The 17,585-nt window shown below is 61.9% G+C and carries 18 protein-coding genes; 9 read left to right on the forward strand and 9 right to left on the reverse strand.

Features of this window, described 5'->3' with window-relative positions:
* Positions 1–10: 10 nt before the first annotated feature.
* A complete protein-coding gene (locus tag ACWBU6_RS08425) occupies positions 11–985 on the reverse strand; it encodes a GGDEF domain-containing protein (protein ID WP_452648362.1) in 975 nt (324 codons plus the stop codon).
* Positions 986–1,051: 66 nt separating this feature from the next.
* On the opposite strand from ACWBU6_RS08425, the gene ACWBU6_RS08430 reads away from it, so the two are divergent.
* Positions 1,052–1,825 carry a helical backbone metal receptor gene (locus ACWBU6_RS08430; RefSeq protein ID WP_452648363.1) on the forward strand — a complete coding sequence of 258 codons (774 nt, stop codon included), beginning with the start codon at positions 1,052–1,054 and terminating at the stop codon, positions 1,823–1,825.
* A gap of 3 nt (positions 1,826–1,828) precedes the next feature.
* On the opposite strand, the gene ACWBU6_RS08435 is transcribed toward ACWBU6_RS08430, so the two are convergent.
* From ACWBU6_RS08435 to ACWBU6_RS08450, 4 genes are all read right to left on the reverse strand, one after another.
* A complete protein-coding gene (locus ACWBU6_RS08435; protein ID WP_452648364.1) occupies positions 1,829–2,185 on the reverse strand; it encodes an HPF/RaiA family ribosome-associated protein in 357 nt (118 codons plus the stop codon).
* A 54-nt stretch (positions 2,186–2,239) separates the two neighbouring features.
* Complete coding sequence (locus ACWBU6_RS08440; protein ID WP_452648365.1) at positions 2,240–2,884, reverse strand: DUF1345 domain-containing protein; 645 nt, start codon at positions 2,882–2,884, stop codon at positions 2,240–2,242.
* Between the two features lie 13 nt (positions 2,885–2,897).
* A complete protein-coding gene (locus ACWBU6_RS08445) occupies positions 2,898–4,121 on the reverse strand; it encodes an MFS transporter (protein ID WP_452648366.1) in 1,224 nt (407 codons plus the stop codon).
* A 64-nt stretch (positions 4,122–4,185) separates the two neighbouring features.
* A complete protein-coding gene (locus ACWBU6_RS08450) occupies positions 4,186–5,211 on the reverse strand; it encodes a CDP-6-deoxy-delta-3,4-glucoseen reductase (protein ID WP_452648367.1) in 1,026 nt (341 codons plus the stop codon).
* Positions 5,212–5,223: 12 nt separating this feature from the next.
* Here ACWBU6_RS08450 and ACWBU6_RS08455 point away from each other — a divergent pair, with 12 nt between their 5' ends.
* Positions 5,224–6,108 (forward strand): SDR family oxidoreductase, encoded by an 885-nt coding sequence (locus ACWBU6_RS08455; RefSeq protein ID WP_452648368.1) that lies wholly within the window; start codon positions 5,224–5,226, stop codon positions 6,106–6,108.
* A gap of 482 nt (positions 6,109–6,590) precedes the next feature.
* Entirely contained in the window at positions 6,591–6,833 is a 243-nt protein-coding gene (locus ACWBU6_RS08460) for a hypothetical protein (protein WP_130315086.1), read from the forward strand.
* A gap of 76 nt (positions 6,834–6,909) precedes the next feature.
* Here the strand turns inward: ACWBU6_RS08460 and ACWBU6_RS08465 are convergent, their stop codons facing one another.
* From ACWBU6_RS08465 to ACWBU6_RS08475, 3 genes are all read right to left on the reverse strand, one after another.
* The gene (locus tag ACWBU6_RS08465) at positions 6,910–8,112 is read right to left on the reverse strand and encodes a glycine-rich domain-containing protein-like (RefSeq protein WP_452648369.1); all 1,203 of its coding nucleotides are present in this window, start codon (positions 8,110–8,112) and stop codon (positions 6,910–6,912) included.
* A gap of 337 nt (positions 8,113–8,449) precedes the next feature.
* Complete coding sequence (locus tag ACWBU6_RS08470) at positions 8,450–10,234, reverse strand: CHASE domain-containing protein (RefSeq protein WP_452648370.1); 1,785 nt, start codon at positions 10,232–10,234, stop codon at positions 8,450–8,452.
* A 122-nt stretch (positions 10,235–10,356) separates the two neighbouring features.
* A complete protein-coding gene (locus ACWBU6_RS08475) occupies positions 10,357–12,117 on the reverse strand; it encodes a glutamine--tRNA ligase/YqeY domain fusion protein (RefSeq protein ID WP_452648371.1) in 1,761 nt (586 codons plus the stop codon).
* A gap of 195 nt (positions 12,118–12,312) precedes the next feature.
* Between ACWBU6_RS08475 and ACWBU6_RS08480 the strand changes: the two genes are divergently transcribed.
* The 4 genes from ACWBU6_RS08480 to ACWBU6_RS08495 are packed head-to-tail and all read left to right on the forward strand — an operon-like array spanning position 12,313 to position 14,780.
* Entirely contained in the window at positions 12,313–12,606 is a 294-nt protein-coding gene (locus ACWBU6_RS08480; RefSeq protein WP_426170185.1) for a DnaJ domain-containing protein, read from the forward strand.
* Positions 12,607–12,628: 22 nt separating this feature from the next.
* Positions 12,629–13,129, forward strand: a complete 501-nt coding sequence (locus tag ACWBU6_RS08485; RefSeq protein ID WP_452648372.1) for a hypothetical protein — start codon at positions 12,629–12,631, stop codon at positions 13,127–13,129.
* A 2-nt stretch (positions 13,130–13,131) separates the two neighbouring features.
* Positions 13,132–13,908, forward strand: coding sequence for a hypothetical protein (locus ACWBU6_RS08490; RefSeq protein ID WP_130315081.1), 777 nt, complete (start codon positions 13,132–13,134; stop codon positions 13,906–13,908).
* Positions 13,908–14,780, forward strand: coding sequence for a hypothetical protein (locus ACWBU6_RS08495; RefSeq protein ID WP_452648373.1), 873 nt, complete (start codon positions 13,908–13,910; stop codon positions 14,778–14,780). Before ACWBU6_RS08490 ends, ACWBU6_RS08495 begins: the two co-directional genes overlap by 1 nt.
* A gap of 121 nt (positions 14,781–14,901) precedes the next feature.
* Here the strand turns inward: ACWBU6_RS08495 and ACWBU6_RS08500 are convergent, their stop codons facing one another.
* Entirely contained in the window at positions 14,902–15,792 is an 891-nt protein-coding gene (locus ACWBU6_RS08500; protein ID WP_452648374.1) for a LysR family transcriptional regulator, read from the reverse strand.
* 76 nt (positions 15,793–15,868) lie between these two features.
* Here ACWBU6_RS08500 and ACWBU6_RS08505 point away from each other — a divergent pair, with 76 nt between their 5' ends.
* Together ACWBU6_RS08505 and ACWBU6_RS08510 are read left to right on the forward strand one after the other, a co-directional pair.
* Positions 15,869–17,068 (forward strand): MFS transporter, encoded by a 1,200-nt coding sequence (locus tag ACWBU6_RS08505; RefSeq protein WP_452648375.1) that lies wholly within the window; start codon positions 15,869–15,871, stop codon positions 17,066–17,068.
* A 73-nt stretch (positions 17,069–17,141) separates the two neighbouring features.
* Positions 17,142–17,471, forward strand: a complete 330-nt coding sequence (locus tag ACWBU6_RS08510) for a hypothetical protein (protein ID WP_130315077.1) — start codon at positions 17,142–17,144, stop codon at positions 17,469–17,471.
* The last annotated feature ends 114 nt before the right edge of the window (positions 17,472–17,585 follow it).

The following is a 17,585-nucleotide window of genomic DNA, read 5'->3' on the forward strand; positions in this document are numbered from 1 at the left end:
ACCCCGACTTTCACTTTGCGACTTCGACGCGGTTGCGGCCGGATTCCTTGGCGCGGTAGAGGGCCGCGTCGGCAGTGGCGATGAGGGCGGTTTCGTCGTGGACGGCGCCAAGGGCGGCGACGCCGAAGGAACTGGTGATGTGCGGCAGCGGTTGCCGCATGTCGCTGAAGACGATGGCTTCGCGCATGCGCTGGCACAGGCGGGCGGCGACTGCTTCGGCCACCTGCACATTCGTGTCGGGCAGGACCACCATCATTTCTTCCCCACCGTAGCGGACCGCGAAGTCGGTCGGGCGCAGGGCGCCGGTCAGCACTTGCGCCGCGGTGCGCAGGGCTTCGTCGCCTTGCAGGTGGCCGTGGCTGTCGTTGAATTTCTTGAAATGGTCGATGTCGAGCATGATCAGCGACAGTGGCTGGCCGGTAGCCTGGGCGCTGGCGATCAGTTGCGGCAGGAAGTCGTTCAGCCAGGCGCGGTTGTACAAGCCGGTCAGGCCGTCCACCATCGAAAGCTGCCGATAGAACTCGCCAAGCTTTTGCCGGCGCCGCAATTGCGCGTTGGCGGCGCGGATGCGGAAGGACAGCATGCGCAGCAGGTTGCGGGCGACGCCGTTGGCGGCATCGATCAGCTCCCACGCGAGGTCCGCTTCGATCACCAGCAATTGACTTTGCTCCAGCGCGGTAATCGTGGCCTGGTTGGCTTCTTCGTCGAGCACGGCCTGTTCGCCGACACTCTCGCCGGGCAGGACCTTACTGATGGTGCTGCCATCGGACATGCCGGTGCTCATATCCGCCGCCACCGACAAGGCGCCGCGCAATACGATATAGAGGCGGGCGCGTTGCGGGTCTGCGACCACCTCGCCTTGTTCAACCTGCACAACCGGGCAGTTTTTCAACAACGGTGCGATGCGCAGGCTGTCGGCGCCGCGGAACAGTTGCAAGGCCTGGATCTGGTAAGCGGATGCGCCGAAGGTGCCAATCGGTTTCAAGATGAACTTTCTTACTACGGTATCAACAGGTGTTAATGATAGCCTAAGTGTGGTTCAATATCGCCCATGACTTTTACCGACATCCTCGGCCAGCAACATGCGGCCGCTCCAAACGCGCGCATCGTGTCGCTGGTGCCTTCGATTACCGAGCTTCTTTGTGACCTGGGACTGGCGCCGCAACTGGTGGGCCGTACCGGTTTTTGCATCCATCCTGCGCAGGTGGTGCGCGATATACCGAAGGTGGGCGGCACCAAGGACGTGAACATCGAGAAGATCCGCAAGCTGGCTCCCACCCACCTGGTGGTAAACATCGACGAAAACGAAAAGCCTACGGTCGACAAGCTGGCGGAATTCGTGCCGAACATCGTGGTCACCCATCCAATCGAACCGCGCGATAACCTGGCGCTGGTGCAGTTGATGGGTGGCGTGTTCTGCGCGCAGGAGCGGGCGCATGCCTGGTGCAGCGAGTTCGAACGCGAGCTGGCGCAAGTGCGGGCGGGCCGTCCGCAGCGCGTGCTGTACTGCATCTGGAAAGACCCGTGGATGACCGTGTCGCGCGATACTTATATCGCCCGCATGCTGGCGCTGATCGGCTGGTCGATTCCCGGGATCGGCGACGTGCGCTATCCGAGCTTCCAATGGAGCGATGCGCTGGTGCAGGATGTGGACCAGGTGCTGCTATCGTCCGAGCCTTACCGCTTCACTGAAGAACACGTGGATGCGCTGGAGCGTCAGATCGGCAAGCCGGTGCAGTTGGTCGATGGGGAGATGATGTCCTGGTACGGCAGCCGTGCCCTGCAAGGTATCCGATACCTGAAAGGCCTGGCCGCCGCGGGCTAGGGATTATTCCTCAGCCTCTTCGAAGTTGGGCTGGGAGGTGTGGCGTTTGCTATCGTTCAGGCGGCCCAATGCGCTTTCGATAGCCCGTTGCAGCTTGTCTGCTGCGCCGTTGATGGATTGATGCAGGGTTGCGTCGTGGTCGGTGACGGCAATCGGCTGGTAGCCGTTGACGCGTGCCTCGATCATGCAGCGGATATCTCCGTCGGAGGACTTCTGTGCATTGCCTTCGCTGAGGTGGACGTCGACGCGTCCGATGTGCTCGCCGAACCGGTGGAGTGCAGTCCTGACCACTTCCTTCACATGGTCATCCAGGCCTGCAGTACGTTCGATGGTTTTGTCGGTGTTCACACTGATTTGCATATGCTGCTCCCGTTTGTTAACCAAAACGTGTTGCCACGCGATTTCATCTTACTCCTACATTAGCGAAGCCGCCATATTCACAAATAAACCCAGGATAAGAAGATTGAAGAAGAAGCTCAGTACGGATTGGCCGAGCACCAGCCTGCGCATGGCGGACGATTGCACCGAAACGTCCGAGGTCTGGGCGGCGACCGCGATCGTGAACGAGAAGTACAGGAAGTCCCAGTAGTCCGGCTGGGTCTCGCCGCCGGGGAAGGTGAGAGGACGCTGGCGTCCCTGCGCGTTGTAATACAGGTGGGCGTAGTGGAAGCAGAACAGGGTGCCGACCAGGAACCATGAACCCACCAGCGTCAGCACCACGAAGGCGTAATGCAGCCCGCGTTCGCTGGCAGGCATGACGCGCAGGCTGGCCAGTTCGCTGCTGATGGCGATGATACTGGCGACCGTGGCGACTACCAGGCTGGCGAGGATGGTCGCAGCGCGTTCATCCTGCCGTGCGGCGATGCGCTTTACTTCGCGGTGGTCGGCGCGCATCATCATCCAGCCCACCGTGACCAGGTAGGTCCAGACCGCAATGTCCCATGCCGACAGCACGCGCACCAGCAGTGTCCAGTGCGAAGGCAGGAACGCCCCGGCCAGTGCGCCGACTGCGATGGCGGCGCTTAGGTGAGGGCGGCTGCGTACGATGTGGTAGCTCATGCGGCCAATCTTACTACTTGTCGTGATGGGGGAAACGGTCCATGCGCGACAGGATAGGGAAGCGCCAGGCCCAGATGGCCGTCACGGCCAGCGTGGCGACGCCGCCGAAGATCACGGCGCGTGTAAGCCCGAGCCAGCCGGCGGTGACGCCGGATTCGAATTCACCCAGTTCGTTGGATGCGCCGATAAAGACGGCATTCACGGCGCTGACCCGGCCCCGGATCTCGTCCGGCGTTTCGAACTGTACCAGCAGGTGGCGCACGTAGACGCTGATCATGTCGCCCGCTCCGAGCACCAGCAGGCAGGCGAGGGCGATGATGAAACTGTCGGTGAAGCCTACGATGACGGTACACACTCCGAAGACCGCGACGCCGCCGAACATCCATGCGCCAACGCGGCGTGTGATCGGCCAGAATGCCAGCGCAATGGAGGTGATTGCCGCGCCGGCACCGGGGGCGGTGCGCAGCAGGCCAAGGCCGGTAGGGCCGACGTGCAGCACGTCGTGCGCCAGTGCAGGCAGCAGGGCGGTCACGCCGCCAAACAGCACGGCGAACAGGTCGAGCGAAATTGCGCCCAGCATGATCGGGCGCGACCAGACAAAGCGCAGGCCTTCCAGCACGCTGTGCCAGGTGGCCGGTTCTTTGCGCGTGGCCTGCGGGGCAGGGCGGGTGAGTGTCATCAGTACCACGGCCAGCAGCAGCATGAGCGAGGTGACGGTGTACACCGTGCCGGGACCATAAATATAGAGCAGGCCGCCCAGCGTCGGGCCAAGAATTACGGCAACCTGGAAAGTGGAGCTGGAGAGGGCCACGGCGCGGCTGAAATCCTCGGTCGGCACCATGTTCACCAGCACCGCCTGGGTGGCGGGACTCATGAATGCGCGGGCGCTGCCATACAGCACCAGCACGGCGAAGATCGGCCACACGGCGCTGAAGCCGCTGTGCGTGTAGCCAAGCAGCGCCAGCCCGCACACTAGTTGCGCGCCGAGGCAGGTGGCGATGATGTTGCGGCGGTTATAGCGGTCGGCGGCATGGCCGGCGTACAGGATCAGCAGCAGGAAGGGCGCGAATTGTGCCAGGCCGATCATGCCCAGATAGTACAGGTTTTTGGTCTGTGCATAGACTTGCCAGCCAATGGCGACGTTCTGCATTTGCACGGCGATGGTGCCGAGCAGGCGGGCTGACAGGTAGAAGGCGAAGTTGCGGTGGCGGAGGACGGAGAAGCCGTTGGATGGCATACGTTTGCGTGCTTGGGAACCGTGGAGCGCCGCGCGCCCCACGGCACGCAGCGCAGGGAATGGCTTAAGGTTGCTGGAGGTCGGCTTCGGAAGTGAAGGCGTCCGCGTAGAACTCTTCTTCCGGCAGCTTGCAATCCTTGACGAAATCGCGTTTGGCCGATTCAACGACGATCGGGGCGCCGCAGGCATAGACCTGGTAGCCCGACATGTCCGGCAGGTCGTCGATGACGGCCTGGTGGACGAAACCGGTGCGGCCGCTCCAGTTCTCTTCCGGCAGGGCGTCGGAAACGACCGGCACATATTTGAAGTTCGGCAGTTCTTCCGCCCATTGGCGGCACAGCGCGTCCATGTACAGGTCCTGCGGGCGGCGACCACCCCAATACAACGTCATCGGGCGGCTGGAACCGCTGGCGCGTTCATGTTCGACGATCGCCTTGATGGGCGCAAAACCGGTGCCCGACGCCAGCAGTACCATCGGCTTGTCGGAATCGTCGCGCACGAAGAAAGTGCCCAGCGGGCCTTCAAAGCGCAGGATGTCGCGCTCTTTCATGGTGCTGAACACCTGGTCGGTAAACAGGCCGCCCGGCATGTGGCGGATGTGCAGGGTGATTGCACCGCCTTCCGGTGCGGTGGCTATCGAGTAGGCACGGCGCTTGCCGTCGCGCAGCAGGAATTCGATGTACTGGCCGGCCTTGTACTGGAAGGTTTCGTTGGCTGGCAATTGCAGCGTCAGTACCATGACGTCCGGCGCCATTTTTTCCAGCGCATTGACGCGGGTCGGCATTTTCTTGATCGGGAATTCGCCGCTGCCTACCACTTCGCGTGCTTGCAGCACCAGGTCCGAATGCGGAATCGCGCAGCAGAACAGGGACATGCCGGCCGCTTCTTCTTCCTCACTCAGCGCGCGGCGCTGGTGCGCCTTGTGGCTGACGGCGCCGGAGACGACCTTGCCTTTGCAGGAGCTGCAGGCGCCATTCTTGCAGCCGTACGGCAGGCCGACACCGGCGCGCATGGCGGCGGCCAATACGGTTTCGTCGTCTTCGCAGGTGAATTGGTGGCCGCTGGGCTGAACAGTAATTTGGAAAGACATACAATCTTGAAAATGGAAATCAGTAAAAAATTCAACAAGCCGCGCCTGCTGGTCATTGGTTGCGGCGATGTGGGCATGCGTTTGCTGCCCTTGGTGCGCGCCCATTACCGCGTATTTGCCGTGACCAGCCAGCGCGAGCGCTTTGCCGAGTTGCGTGCGGCGGGTGCGGTGCCGGTGCTGGCCAACCTGGACCAGCCCGCATCGCTGCGTCGCCTGGCCGGGCTGGCGCACCAGATCGTGCACCTGGCTCCGCCGCCGGGCGAGGGCGTGCTGGATCGGCGCACCCGCAATGTGACAGCCATTTTACCTGACCGGGCGCAAGTGGTTTATGTGAGCACCACCGGTGTGTACGGCGACCTGGGTGGGCGCTGGGCCGATGAGACGCAGGCAGTTGCGCCGCGCAATGCGCGGGCCTTGCGGCGGGTCGATGCGGAACAGGTGATGCGGGCCTGGGCGCGCCGTGCGCAGGGGCGGCTGTCCATCTTGCGCGTGCCGGGCATTTACGCGGAAGACCGGCTGCCGCTCAAACGCCTGGAGCAGGGCACGCCCGCGCTGCGGGTGGAAGATGATGTTTATACCAACCATATCCACGCCGACGACCTCGCACGTGTTGTTTTGGCGGCGCTGCGCAAAGGAATTTGTAACCGTGTGTATCACGCAGTGGATGACACGGAGCTGAAAATGGGGGACTATTTCGACATGGTGGCCGATCATTTCGGCTTGCCGCGCCCGCCCCGCCTGGAGCGTGCTGCGCTGGCGCAGGCCGTGGCGCCAACCCTTTTGTCCTTCATGTCCGAGTCGCGCCGACTGGCGAACCGGCGCTTGAAGGAGGAATTGCAGGTTCGGCTGCTGTATCCGGATGTCGCAGCTGCCTTGAGATGCATCAAGCGCCCGTGATGCTGCCGGCGCTATCTTGTGCCAATGTCTGCCAAGGAGGCGCCATGTACAGCCATCCCACCAAGGAGCAAGTCCGTGCTTACCTGGCCCAGCGGGGCCATGCCCATCTTCCCCCGCCCTCGCCTGAGGAAATCAGGCGCCGCCTCGACTGGCGTTCGGAGTACACTCCCATGCCAGCGGCCCTGATGTACCTTCCTCCCGCACTGGTCTGGATCACCTTTGCCTGGCTTTGTTTGCCATTTACTTTAGCAACAAACGTCCAGAAGTAGTCTTTTTGTTAAACTATTTGAATTCCTAGCACAGCTTTGTGCGCTAGAATCTATCAAAATCCCACACCATTAAGCGAACGGCAATAAAACGGTGTATGATACCGTCCGTGTGCCGAAAATTGCGTCAATAACGGCTTTTTCTGGCGCTCTTTGTCGAAAATTCCGCCAATAATTTTGTTGCGACCACGCGACATATTGAAAAAGTACCTAGTCATGAGCTCTCTGAAAGAAATTACTGCATCGTCGACCTACAATCCGAACCGTGTTCTGGACGCCATCATCGAAAAGCTGCAACTGAAAAATGACGCGGCCCTGTCCCGCGCGCTGGAAGTTGCTCCACCAGTGATCAGCAAGATCCGTCACAACACCTTGCCGATCGGTGCAACCATCCTGATCCGCATGCATGAAATCAGCGATTTCAGCATTCGTGAATTGCGCGAACTGATGGCGCATTAAGCATTCATTCGGACGTAAAAGAACGGCCGCACCTGCTTGCAGGTGCGGCCGTTTTCATTGCTGCACTCAGTCAGGCTCAGGCGGCTGCCAGGCGAGGGCGGGCGGTGTAGAACAGCGATTGCGATGCCGCCTGGGCTTCGGCACTGACACGGCCGGAGTAGGCGGTTTGGGCGCCGGCTGCGACACGGCCGGAGTAGGCGGTCTGGGCTTCAGCGGCGACACGGCCGGAGTATGCCGTTTTCGCTTCTGCCGCTACACGGCCCGAGTATGCAGTCTTTGCTTCGGCTGCCACGCGGCCCGAGTAGGCCACTTGCGGTGCGGCCTCGGCTGCCACGCGGCCGGAGTAGGCAACTTGCGGCGCAGCTTCGGCTGCTACGCGGCCCGAGTAGGCAACCGCAACACGGCCGGAGTAGGCGACTTTTGGCGCGGCTTCGGCGGCGACCCGGCCCGAGTACGCTACTTGAGGCGCGGCCTCCACTGCGACGCGGCCGGAGTAGGCGACCTTCGGCGCGGCCTCGGCGGCAACACGACCGGAATAGGCGACTTTTGGCGCAGCTTCGGCAGCGACCCGGCCCGAGTACGCTACTTGGGGCGCGGCCTCCACGGCGACGCGGCCGGAGTAGGCGACCTTCGGCGCGGCCTCGGCGGCAACACGGCCGGAGTAGGCCACTTGCGGTGCGGCTTCCGCGGCAACACGGCCGGAGTAGGCCACTTGCGGTGCGGCTTCCGCGGCAACGCGGCCGGAGTAGGCCACTTGCGGTGCGGCTTCCGCGGCCACGCGACCGGAGTACGCGACCTCCCGGCCGGCTTCGTCGGCAACGCGGCCCGAATAAGCTACCTGGGCGCCATCTGCAACAGCTTCGGCAGCAACACGGCCCGAGTAGGCAACCGCGCTACGGAAATAGTCTTCGCCGAAGGTTTCCTCATACAGTTCCTTCATGCGATTGCCGACGCGCTCATGCGCTTCCTCATCGTCTTCGCCGCGCAGGCCGATGTATGGGAAGTGATGCAGGTAATAGCCGAACACATTCTCGCAGTCGATGAAGTACTTCATCGTATCGAGGATGTGGTAGTGCCAGAAAATGTCCACGTCCATCAGCGGAGCAGTCTGCTCGTTGGGGAACGTTTTCATCAGGTACAGGAAGCGCCGATATTCGAATTCAACAGCGTTGACCTTTTCCAGCGACCAGCCTTCGCCAGATTCCACGTGCATCAGTTTCACCTTGATAGGTTCCAGGTCGAGGTCGGCAATAGCCTTGAAGCTTTCAGCAGAAATCATGAGTGACAATCCCTTTAAAAGTAAGCGAATTTAAAACTGTCTGAGAGAGAGGAGACGCCGTTCTTGGGGGCTGGAGTTGTGGTGCCAGGCATCTGAGGCGTTCGGAGTTGGGAACGCGTGTTGATGTAGATCAACTAGCTCAAGTATAGACAGAGCCCCCGCCAATGCAAGTAACAATTGATGCGTGCGCGGTATAAACAACACAGGATAAGATCCTTTCAAATCAATAGCTTGTCGCGCAGTCAAATGTTACAAATGCATTTTTGCTGAGCTGCGGAAAGGGAGTTTGATTTGGATCAACATCGGCAGGTAAATTCCTACCGAGTGGTAAAAATGCCTAAGCGCTGAGGCGCATATCGTCGGTCGGGGCGACGCGATAGCCGACGGGCACCGCAATGCTGACCGTGGTGCCGCCGTGGGGAAGGCTGTTGATCGAGCAGTTCCCGCCGAGCAGGCTGATACGCTCCTCGATCCCGACCAGGCCGAAAGAGCCGGCCTTGTGCCGGTTGGCAGTATTGATGCCGATGCCGTTGTCGCTGATGGTCATGCGCAGCATGCCATGCGACTGGTGCAGTTCGATCCGCACCACGGTGGCCGCCGCATGCTGGTGGATATTGCTCAGCGATTCCTGCAGCACGCGGAAGAAAGCGGTCGCGCAATGGTCGTCCACGCCGTGGTCGGCCACCGCGTCTTCAATGAACTCGCATTTGATGCCGGAGCGGAGGCGAAACTGCGCGATCTGCCATTCCACTGCTGCCGACAAGCCCAGGTCCAGCACGTTTGGCCGCAAGTCGTTAATGATCTGGCGAACGCTGCGGATGGTGTTGTCGATCTGGTGCAGCGTGGCGCGCGCCCTGGCGTGCAAGCGTGGGTGGGACTTTTCGGTGCGCGTGGCAAGGATGTCGGCTTCGATCCGCAAGGCCAGCAGGTTCTGGCCCAGGTCATCATGGATCTCGCGCGCGATGCGCTTGCGTTCTTCTTCCTTGATGTGGTCTGCATGCGCGGCAAGGCGCCGCAGGCGATGGTGCGACAATTGCAGGCGCGCCTGGCTGTCGCGCAATTCGCGCGTCATGGCGCGCGCCATCTTCACGGCACGGCGGCGCGAAGAGGCCAGCGTGACGAACAATGCATAAATCAGCACGCTCGCGCCGAAGCCCATGCTGCCAGCCAGCGCGGGCAGGAACTGGTCGAAGTTTGAATACAGCTCGCGTTTGGGTACGCTGAACTGGGCGTACCAGGTGCGGCCATGGAACTGCACCGGCAACTCGGTGGAGAAATGATCCCGGCTCGCGCTGGGCATGCTGGGCTGGCTGTCAAATAGCAGGGTGGGCGGCTTGCCGATGCTGCTGCTATCACGCAGCGTCACGCGCACCGCACGCACCGGCATTTCACCCAGTGCTGCACCGACCAGGCGCGGCACACTGAAGCCCAGGCCGACCGAACCGATACAGGCCGCGCGCCGTTCTGCGATGGTGGTGACCGGCATCTCATTCCGGTAAATCGGAATGCGCATCGCCATGCCAATGTGACTGGGGGCGCTGCGCAGGGGGATCGGTTGCCCTGAGCTGCTCATGGCGCCCTGGTCGCGCGCGGTGAACAGCGCGTCGGCCACGCCGGGGCGGGCCGCGATGTCCAGGCCGTAGCGGTCAGCGAAACCCTCCAGCGGCTCGATCAGGGTCAGCACCGCATATTCACGCCGCTGGCCGGCGGGGTGGAGCTGATAGGGAGGATACAGGCTGCCGGCAAGCTGGCGCTGGCGGGCTTCCGCTGCCGGGCGCTGGGCGTCTGTGTAGTATTCGGCGAAATTGATGTTGTCTATGGCCGGGTAGTTGTGTTCCAGGTCCAACCCCTGCACATAGCGGTGAAAGGATTCGCGGGTTACTTCGCCGCCGGCCTGGAAGTAGCTGGCGGCGGCGCGCAAGACATCGGTGTAGGCCTTGATGCTGGCATTGATATTGAACTGGATATTGCGGGCCTGGTTCTGGAAGCGGCTGCGTGCTTCGCTATCGACGGAGCGGTTTGCCACCGTATACAGGCCGATGCCCACGCCCAGCGACAGCACGATGCCCAGCCACCACAAGGGTTTGGCGGGAGAAAACAGGCTGAGCTGTAGGCGTGTCATTGCCCGACTATAAGAATTTCCATGCTTCAAGGTCAAGTTGCAAAAACACCACTTTGATTGAAATCAAACTAACAATAAAAAACCGCCCGAAGGCGGCTTTTTTGACACAGTTTTTTGCGAGTTTATTTCGCCCAGCTATCTTTCAAGGTAACGATGCGGTTGAAGACAGGCTTGCCTGGTTGCGACAGCACGCGGTCGGCTACGAAGTAACCGTGGCGCTCGAACTGGAAGCGCTGCTCGGCGGCGGCGTCCTTCAGGCCCGGCTCCAGGTAGGCTTTCACCACTTCCAGTGCTTTCGGGTTCAGGAACTCCTTGAAATCCTTGCCGCCGGCGTCCGGCTTTTCTTCGGTGAACAGGCGATCGTAGAGGCGCACTTCCGCTTCCAGGGCCGCTTCCGCGCTGACCCAGGTGATGTTGCCTTTTACCTTATAGGTATCGGCGCCCGGGGTGCCGGATTTGGAATCTTCGAAGTACTTCACGCGCACGGCGGTGACCTTGCCGTTTTCATCCTTGTCGTAGCCGGTGCATTCAGCCACGAAGCCGTACTTCAGGCGCACGCGGGCGCCCGGCTGGTCGCCAACCGGAGGAGTGAAGCGGAAGTAGCCTTTGGCCGGCACTTCCATGAAGTCTTCTTCTTCGATCCACAGTTCGCGGGTGAACGGGAAGGTGCGGTGGCCCAGTTCCGGGTGGTGCGGGTGGACCGGGGATGTGCATTCGACCGACTGGCCCTCAGGGAAGTTCTCGACGATCAGCTTCAGCGGGCGCAGCACGGCGATGGCGCGTGGCGCTTTCGGATCCAGGTCTTCACGCACGGCGCCTTCCAGCACGCCGAAGTCGATCCAGCCGTCGGATTTGGTCACGCCGGTGCGTTCGCACATCAGCTGGATGCCTTCCGGGGTGAAACCGCGGCGGCGCATGCCGGCCATGGTCGGCAGGCGCGGGTCGTCCCAGCCGTCCACGATGCCTTCTTCCACCATCTGGCGCAGCTTGCGCTTGGAGGTGACGATATAGGTCAGGTTCAGGCGCGCGAATTCGTACTGGTGCGGCACCGGTTTCTTGAAAAAGCCACCTTCGGACAGGGTTTCCAGCAGCCAGTCGTAGAACGGGCGGTGGTCCTGGAATTCCAGGGTGCAGATCGAATGGGTGATGTTTTCCAGCGCGTCCGAAATGGGGTGCGTGTAGTCGTACATCGGGTAGATGCACCAGTCGTCGCCCGTGCGATGGTGGTGCGCGTGGCGGATACGGTAGATTGCCGGGTCGCGCATATTCATGTTTGGCGAGGACATGGCGTCTTCGCTGATCTTGGCGCGCAGTATGTGCTCACCATCTTTGAATTTGCCGGCCTTCATGTCGCGGAACAGCTGCAGGTTTTCGTCCACCGAACGGTTGCGGAACGGCGAGTTGGTGCCCGGGGTGGTGAAGTTGCCGCGGTTGGCTGCCATATCGGCGGCGCTCTGGCTGTCCACGTAAGCCTTGCCGACCTTGATCAGGTATTCGGCCATTTCATACAGCTTGCCGAAGTAATCGGAGGCGTAATACAGGTGGTCGCCGGCGCCGACCGGGCCTTTGTAGTTCCAGTCGAAACCGAGCCAGCGCACGCTGTCGATGATGGAGTCGACGTATTCCTGTTCTTCTTTTTCAGGGTTGGTGTCGTCGAAACGCAAGTGGCAGCGGCCGCCGTAATCGCGCGCCAGGCCGAAGTTGGTGTAGATGGACTTGGCGTGGCCGACGTGCAGGTAGCCGTTTGGCTCCGGCGGGAAGCGGGTAATGACCGGCGGCAGGCCTTCGCGGGTATGCGCGCCGGAGGCCAGGTCGGCTTCAACGATATTGCGCAGGAAGTTCGGCGCTGGGGCCGGGGCAGCAGTTTTTTTGTCGTTGCTCATGTATGTTCGTGGTTTAAAACCGGTAAACCCGGGCCAGACCCAAGGATCCGACCCGATCTGCGCCGCCGCCAGCGGCTTTGGTTAGGCGGGGTCTGACCCCGGTTTACCGGTTTTAGCGGTGAAGTTCAGCGTAAACAGGGCATTTTATAGGATAATTCGTCCTTACGCGTTTAAAAACCGGCCCGGAGTTGCAATATGGAAAATTTATATAATGTGCTCGGTGTCGCGCCCAATGCCTCTGACGAGGAAATCAAGAAGGTCTATCGTTCCCTGGCCATGCGCTTCCACCCGGACCGCAACCAGGAACCGGGCGCTGATGCCCGCTTCAAGGCCATCGTCAAAGCTTACGAAGTGTTGTCCGATCCCGAAAAACGGGAAGAGTACAACCAGAGTGTGCACCACCGCATCATCATCGACCCGGAAGCGGAAGCCTACCAACAGTGGCGTTCCATCTTCAGCGTCAACGGCGTGACGATCCCCGCCGCCTGAATCAACGGAAAGACAGCAGCAAATGAGAAAAGTACACCCAGAGTTCGCCTACCAGGCGCGCGAACTGGAAGGGCAGATCGAGGGCATCCTCGGCGATCCGCCTGACCATAAGAACTACAAGAAGATGGTCGAAGCCCTGCGCACCGAATACCTGAACGGCGGCGGCATCGACGATTTGAACATGATGGCTTTCGCCCTGGTCGATGTGATCGAATTCCACGACCCGAAGGCAGCGTTTGCCGACGCCGAAGACTTCGAATACGGCGACCCGGCCCGCGTGTTCGGCGCCGCCACCTGCCCGAAGGCGGAAGGCTTGCTGGAAGCGCTGGAAGAGAACCACCCGGATCTGGCACGCCAGGCCATCATCACCGCGCTGCTGCACAAGCACCCGCGCATGTGGGACGACGAGGACACTTCGCTCGACCGCCTGGCGGAGGGCGACGATGGCGATGATGAAGACGATTACTCGGACGAAGTGGTCAGCGACGACTTCTCCGGCATCTTTGACCAGCAGGAGGATTGAGCATGTCCGACAAGAATCTGCCAGCAATTCGCAAGCAGGTCACCGAACTCGTTCTGGCCGGCTCCCTGGAGCACGCCGAACGGGCCTTTGCCGAAGCAGCCGATACCCATGGCGACCTGGCCGTGGTGGAGGTGCTGCAGGAGCTGCCGCCGCACGTGACGGCGCTGCACATGTCCGGTTTCGACGGCGGCAAAATGTCGCTGGCGACCCTGCTGGTGCCGCCCAAGCAATGGGCCGAAAGCCTGGCCTACATCGCCGCCACCTGGCCGGACGATATGATCGAAGACGACCCTGAGCGCATCGCCGAATCGCTGTTCGCGCACATGCACGGTGTAATCTTCGGCACCGAAGACGAGGAGCGCCGCGCCGAGCTGCTGAAGGAAGCCTCGGCTACCGACTGGGGCTGCACCGCTTTCGCGATCCTGTTCTCGCTGGCGCCGAAAGAGGTGCTGGAGGTCGCGGGCGAAGTGATCTCGAAGGGCGCTTACCTGACCGGCCAGACATCGTCGGACAACGACATCGTGCCGATCGCTGTCGCCCTGGCGCAAGCCAATGAAGACGGCTGGGACCGCGCCCTGTTCGAACTATTCCCGGAATTCCGCCATAGCGCCGACCTGGCCGACGCGGAATTCAGCGACGATCCGGACGAAGAGCCTGAGCACCTGCAGCGCTCCACCAAGGAGCTGCTGTACCGCCTGCGCAAGCAAGTGCCGACCACCCGCAGTGGCACTGGCCGCGAACGCGCCCGCCGCTCGATCGGTACGGGGATCTTCGGCTGATGCTGCCCGCACTCGTCAAAGAAAGCCTGCCGCGACTGACCCGCGCCATCAAGCTGCTGCCTGGCGACGACCGCGAAGAGGCGGCCGTCATCCTGGCCGAAGAACTGAGCGGCATCACGGCCATGGTCGCGGACAAGTTCACCAACAACCGTACTGCGGAAGGCATCCAGAAGGCGGTCAACCTGACCGTCGGCGGCGTGTCGCTTGGCCTGGAGCAGGTGCTGACCGTCGATTCCGACGAGCTGGCACTGGACTTCCTGGTGGAGCAGGGCGCGGAGCTGGCCTTCCAGGCGGGTTTCCGCCAGTTGAAGGACCTGGCCGCCATGCCGGAAGATACGCTGATCGGTGAGTACGACAACGACCCGATGTATGCGCAGCGCCGCCTGCGCGACCTGTTCTTCGACATCTGCTTTACCGAGCCGGGCGCCAACTGGGATGGCCCGTCCAAATACCAGACCCAGCTGAAGCAAAGGCAGGAAGTACAGGCCGTGGTGCGCCTGGCGAACTGGCTGCGCCGCCATAACCAGGAAGGCGCGATCAAAGACCCGGACCTGAATGCGGAAGGCGTGATCGCGCTGGCGATCATCTTCGCAGTGGAAGGCGGCGGCCGCATCGTCGCCCGCACCGGCCAGAAGGAGTTCGAGCGTTTCGTCAAGGCTGTGCGCAAGGCCAAGCCGGATTACGCAGCGGGCTGGGAAGCGCTGGTTGCAGCAGTGCCCGAGCAACATCGTGCCGTGCTGCTGAACCGCATCGACCTGTATCGCCGCACCTGCACCGTACTGCAGAAGCTGCCTGGACGCTTCGCCATGAAGACGCTGTGGACTGAGCTGGAAAACTACGCCGGCTCAGAGCTCAACGCCGATTACGACTAAAACCGGAAAACCCATGTCTGACCCACAGGGTCAGACACTGTACGGCCTCCCGGTCAGCCCTTTAGAGTGCACCAGTGGCAGCCGGGCAGACGGTGTCTGACCCTATGGGTCGGACACCGGTTTACTGGTTTTCTTCAAGCGCCACCCGCACAAACGCCTCCACCAGCGCTCCACCATCGCCCCGTCGCTGCGCCAGTTGCAGCGAAGTGACCGCCCCCGCATCATCCAGCGGCCGGAAAACCACGCCCTCCAGATGCATCGATTGGAACGGCGACGGCAGCACCGACACCCCGATCCCCGCCGCAACCAGCCCGATAATGGTCGCCGCCTCGCCCGCCTCCATCGCCACTTGCGGCACGAACCCCGCCGTCCGGCACATGCCCAGGATAGTGTGGTTGATGCCCACGCCCGACTCCTTCGGATACATCACCCAGGGAAGCTCCGCCAGGTCGGCCACCTTGACCTTGCGCTTACGCGCCAGCGGCGCATCGCCGGCAAGCACCAGCATCAGCGGGTCGCGGCGCAAGGTGGTCAACTCCAGTTGCTCCGGCAACGCCACCTCCGGCGGCCGCACGAAGCCAAGATCGAGCTTGCGCGCCTCAAGCGCTTCGATCTGGGGCAGCGTGGCCATTTCATGCAAGGTAAGCGCCACATCCGGATAAAGCTGGCGGTAACGGCGAATCGTTCGTGCAAACAGCGGTGTGAAAGGCGTGGAGAACGTAAAGCCCACGCGCAGTTCTCCCGCTTGCCCGCGCTGCGCCCGGCGCGCCCTTTCCGCCGCGTGCTCAGAGTGCGCCAGGATCGCCCGCGCATCTTCGAGAAACAGCTTGCCCGCCTCAGTCAATCGCACCCAGCGCTTGCTGCGCTCGAACAGCCGCGCACCCACTTCCGCTTCCAGCGCCTGGATTTGCTGCGACAGCGGAGGCTGGCCGATATGCAGCCGCTCGGCCGCGCGAGTGAAGCTCAGCTCCTCGGCCACAGCCACGAAATAGCGCAGGTGACGCAATTCCATAATATGTTGAAGCGATTAATAACGCCTCAAATATATATTGGACAGTAATACAGGGCAATCCTAAGATCAATTCATCATGAAAGCCCTCCGCCACCCCACCAACCGCGCCATGTTCTTTGGCGGCTTCTCCTGTTTCGCATTGTTGTACTGCGTACAACCGCTGATGCCGCTTCTGTCTCGCGAGTTCGCGCTGACGCCGGCGCAGAGCAGCCTGTCCTTGTCATTGGCGACAGCCGCTATGGCAGTTTCGCTGCTTGCATCGAGCGCCATCTCCGACCGTTTCGGCCGCAAGCCTTTGATGGTTGGCGCGCTGGCCGTCGCCGCCCTGATGACGCTGCTGTGTGCTCTCGCAGCCGGCTATGACCAGTTGCTCGCCGCACGCGTCTTGCTGGGCGTCGCGCTGGGCGGCATGCCGGCTGTCGCCATGGCCTACCTCGCTGAAGAGATCGAGCCTGGGTCCCTGGGGCTGTCGATGGGGCTCTACATCAGCGGCAGCGCATTTGGCGGCATGGTCGGGCGCATGGTGGCTTCCGTGCTGAGCGACTTTTTCTCCTGGCGCATGGCATTGGTGGCGATGGGCGTGGCTGGCGTGCTGGCGGCCGCCGAGTTCTGGCGCAGCCTGCCGGCATCGCGCCGCTTTCAGCCTTCATCCGGAGGCTGGCGCGCGTTGCCGGAACATGCGCGCCGTCACTTGAGCGACGACGGCCTGCCATGGCTGTTCGCACTGGCTTTCCTGTTGATGGGCTGCATGGTCAGCGCCTACAACTACATCAGCTACCGCCTGCTGGCGACGCCGTTCGAGCTGCGCCAGAGTGTGGTCGGCGGCATCTCGCTACTCTACCTGCTTGGAATTTTCAGTTCGGTCTGGGCCGGCAAGCTGGCTGACCGTTATGGCCGCAAGGGCGTGCTGTACCTGGTGCTGAGCCTGATGCAGGCAGGCATTGTACTTACCTTGTCGAGCAGGCTGCCGCTGGTGATCGCCGGGCTGGCCCTGTTCACATTTGCCTTTTTCGCGGCGCACTCGATGACCAGCAGCTGGGTTGGCCGGCGCGCCCGCGGGGCGGCCCTGGCATCGGCGCTGTACCTGTTCTTCTATTACCTTGGATCCAGCGTGGTTGGCTGGGCGGCGGGGATATTGTGGGGACGGGCAGGGTGGGCTGGCGTGGTCGGATTGCTGGGATGTTGTCTGCTTGGCGCCGTAGCGATTGCAATCCACCTGCGCCGCTTGACGCCCATTGCACCAATGTTGAGCCAGATCAAAGCTGAGGCAGGGTGATTGAACCGCCGGGTGCGAATGTTCTCCAAGTCCGACCGGCACGCTGGGTGCCGTTTTGAGCGAGGAGATCATCATGATGCACGATCGAGAAATCCGTATCAGGCTCAGCAACATCCAAATGGCCGTCAGCCAGGCCGCGCAAGCCCTATCGGCCGAGCGCCACCTGACCGGCGAGCTGCGCGACACGATCCAGAAGCTGGATCGGCGCTCCGACGACATCAGCGAAATGCTGGTGAGTGAAGACTACGCCAACGTACCCAAGTTGGTGGACGACATGGAGATGCTCGGCGCCCGGGCCCGCCGCGTCTGCGCCAGCGAGCGCATGCAAGTAACGCCCGAGATGAAGGCCGCAGTCAACTTCATGCACCGCGAACTATTCGACTTCAAACAGCACCTGCATTGAAAGACGCACCAGCCGAGCCCGTGTCACCCCATGGGGTCACACCCGAAGTGTGACACGGGCTCATCGTTTAGTACGGCCGGGTTCGTGTCACACTCGGGGTGTGCACACTCGGGG

It is taken from the genome of Pseudoduganella sp. HUAS MS19 (genome assembly GCF_053615455.1).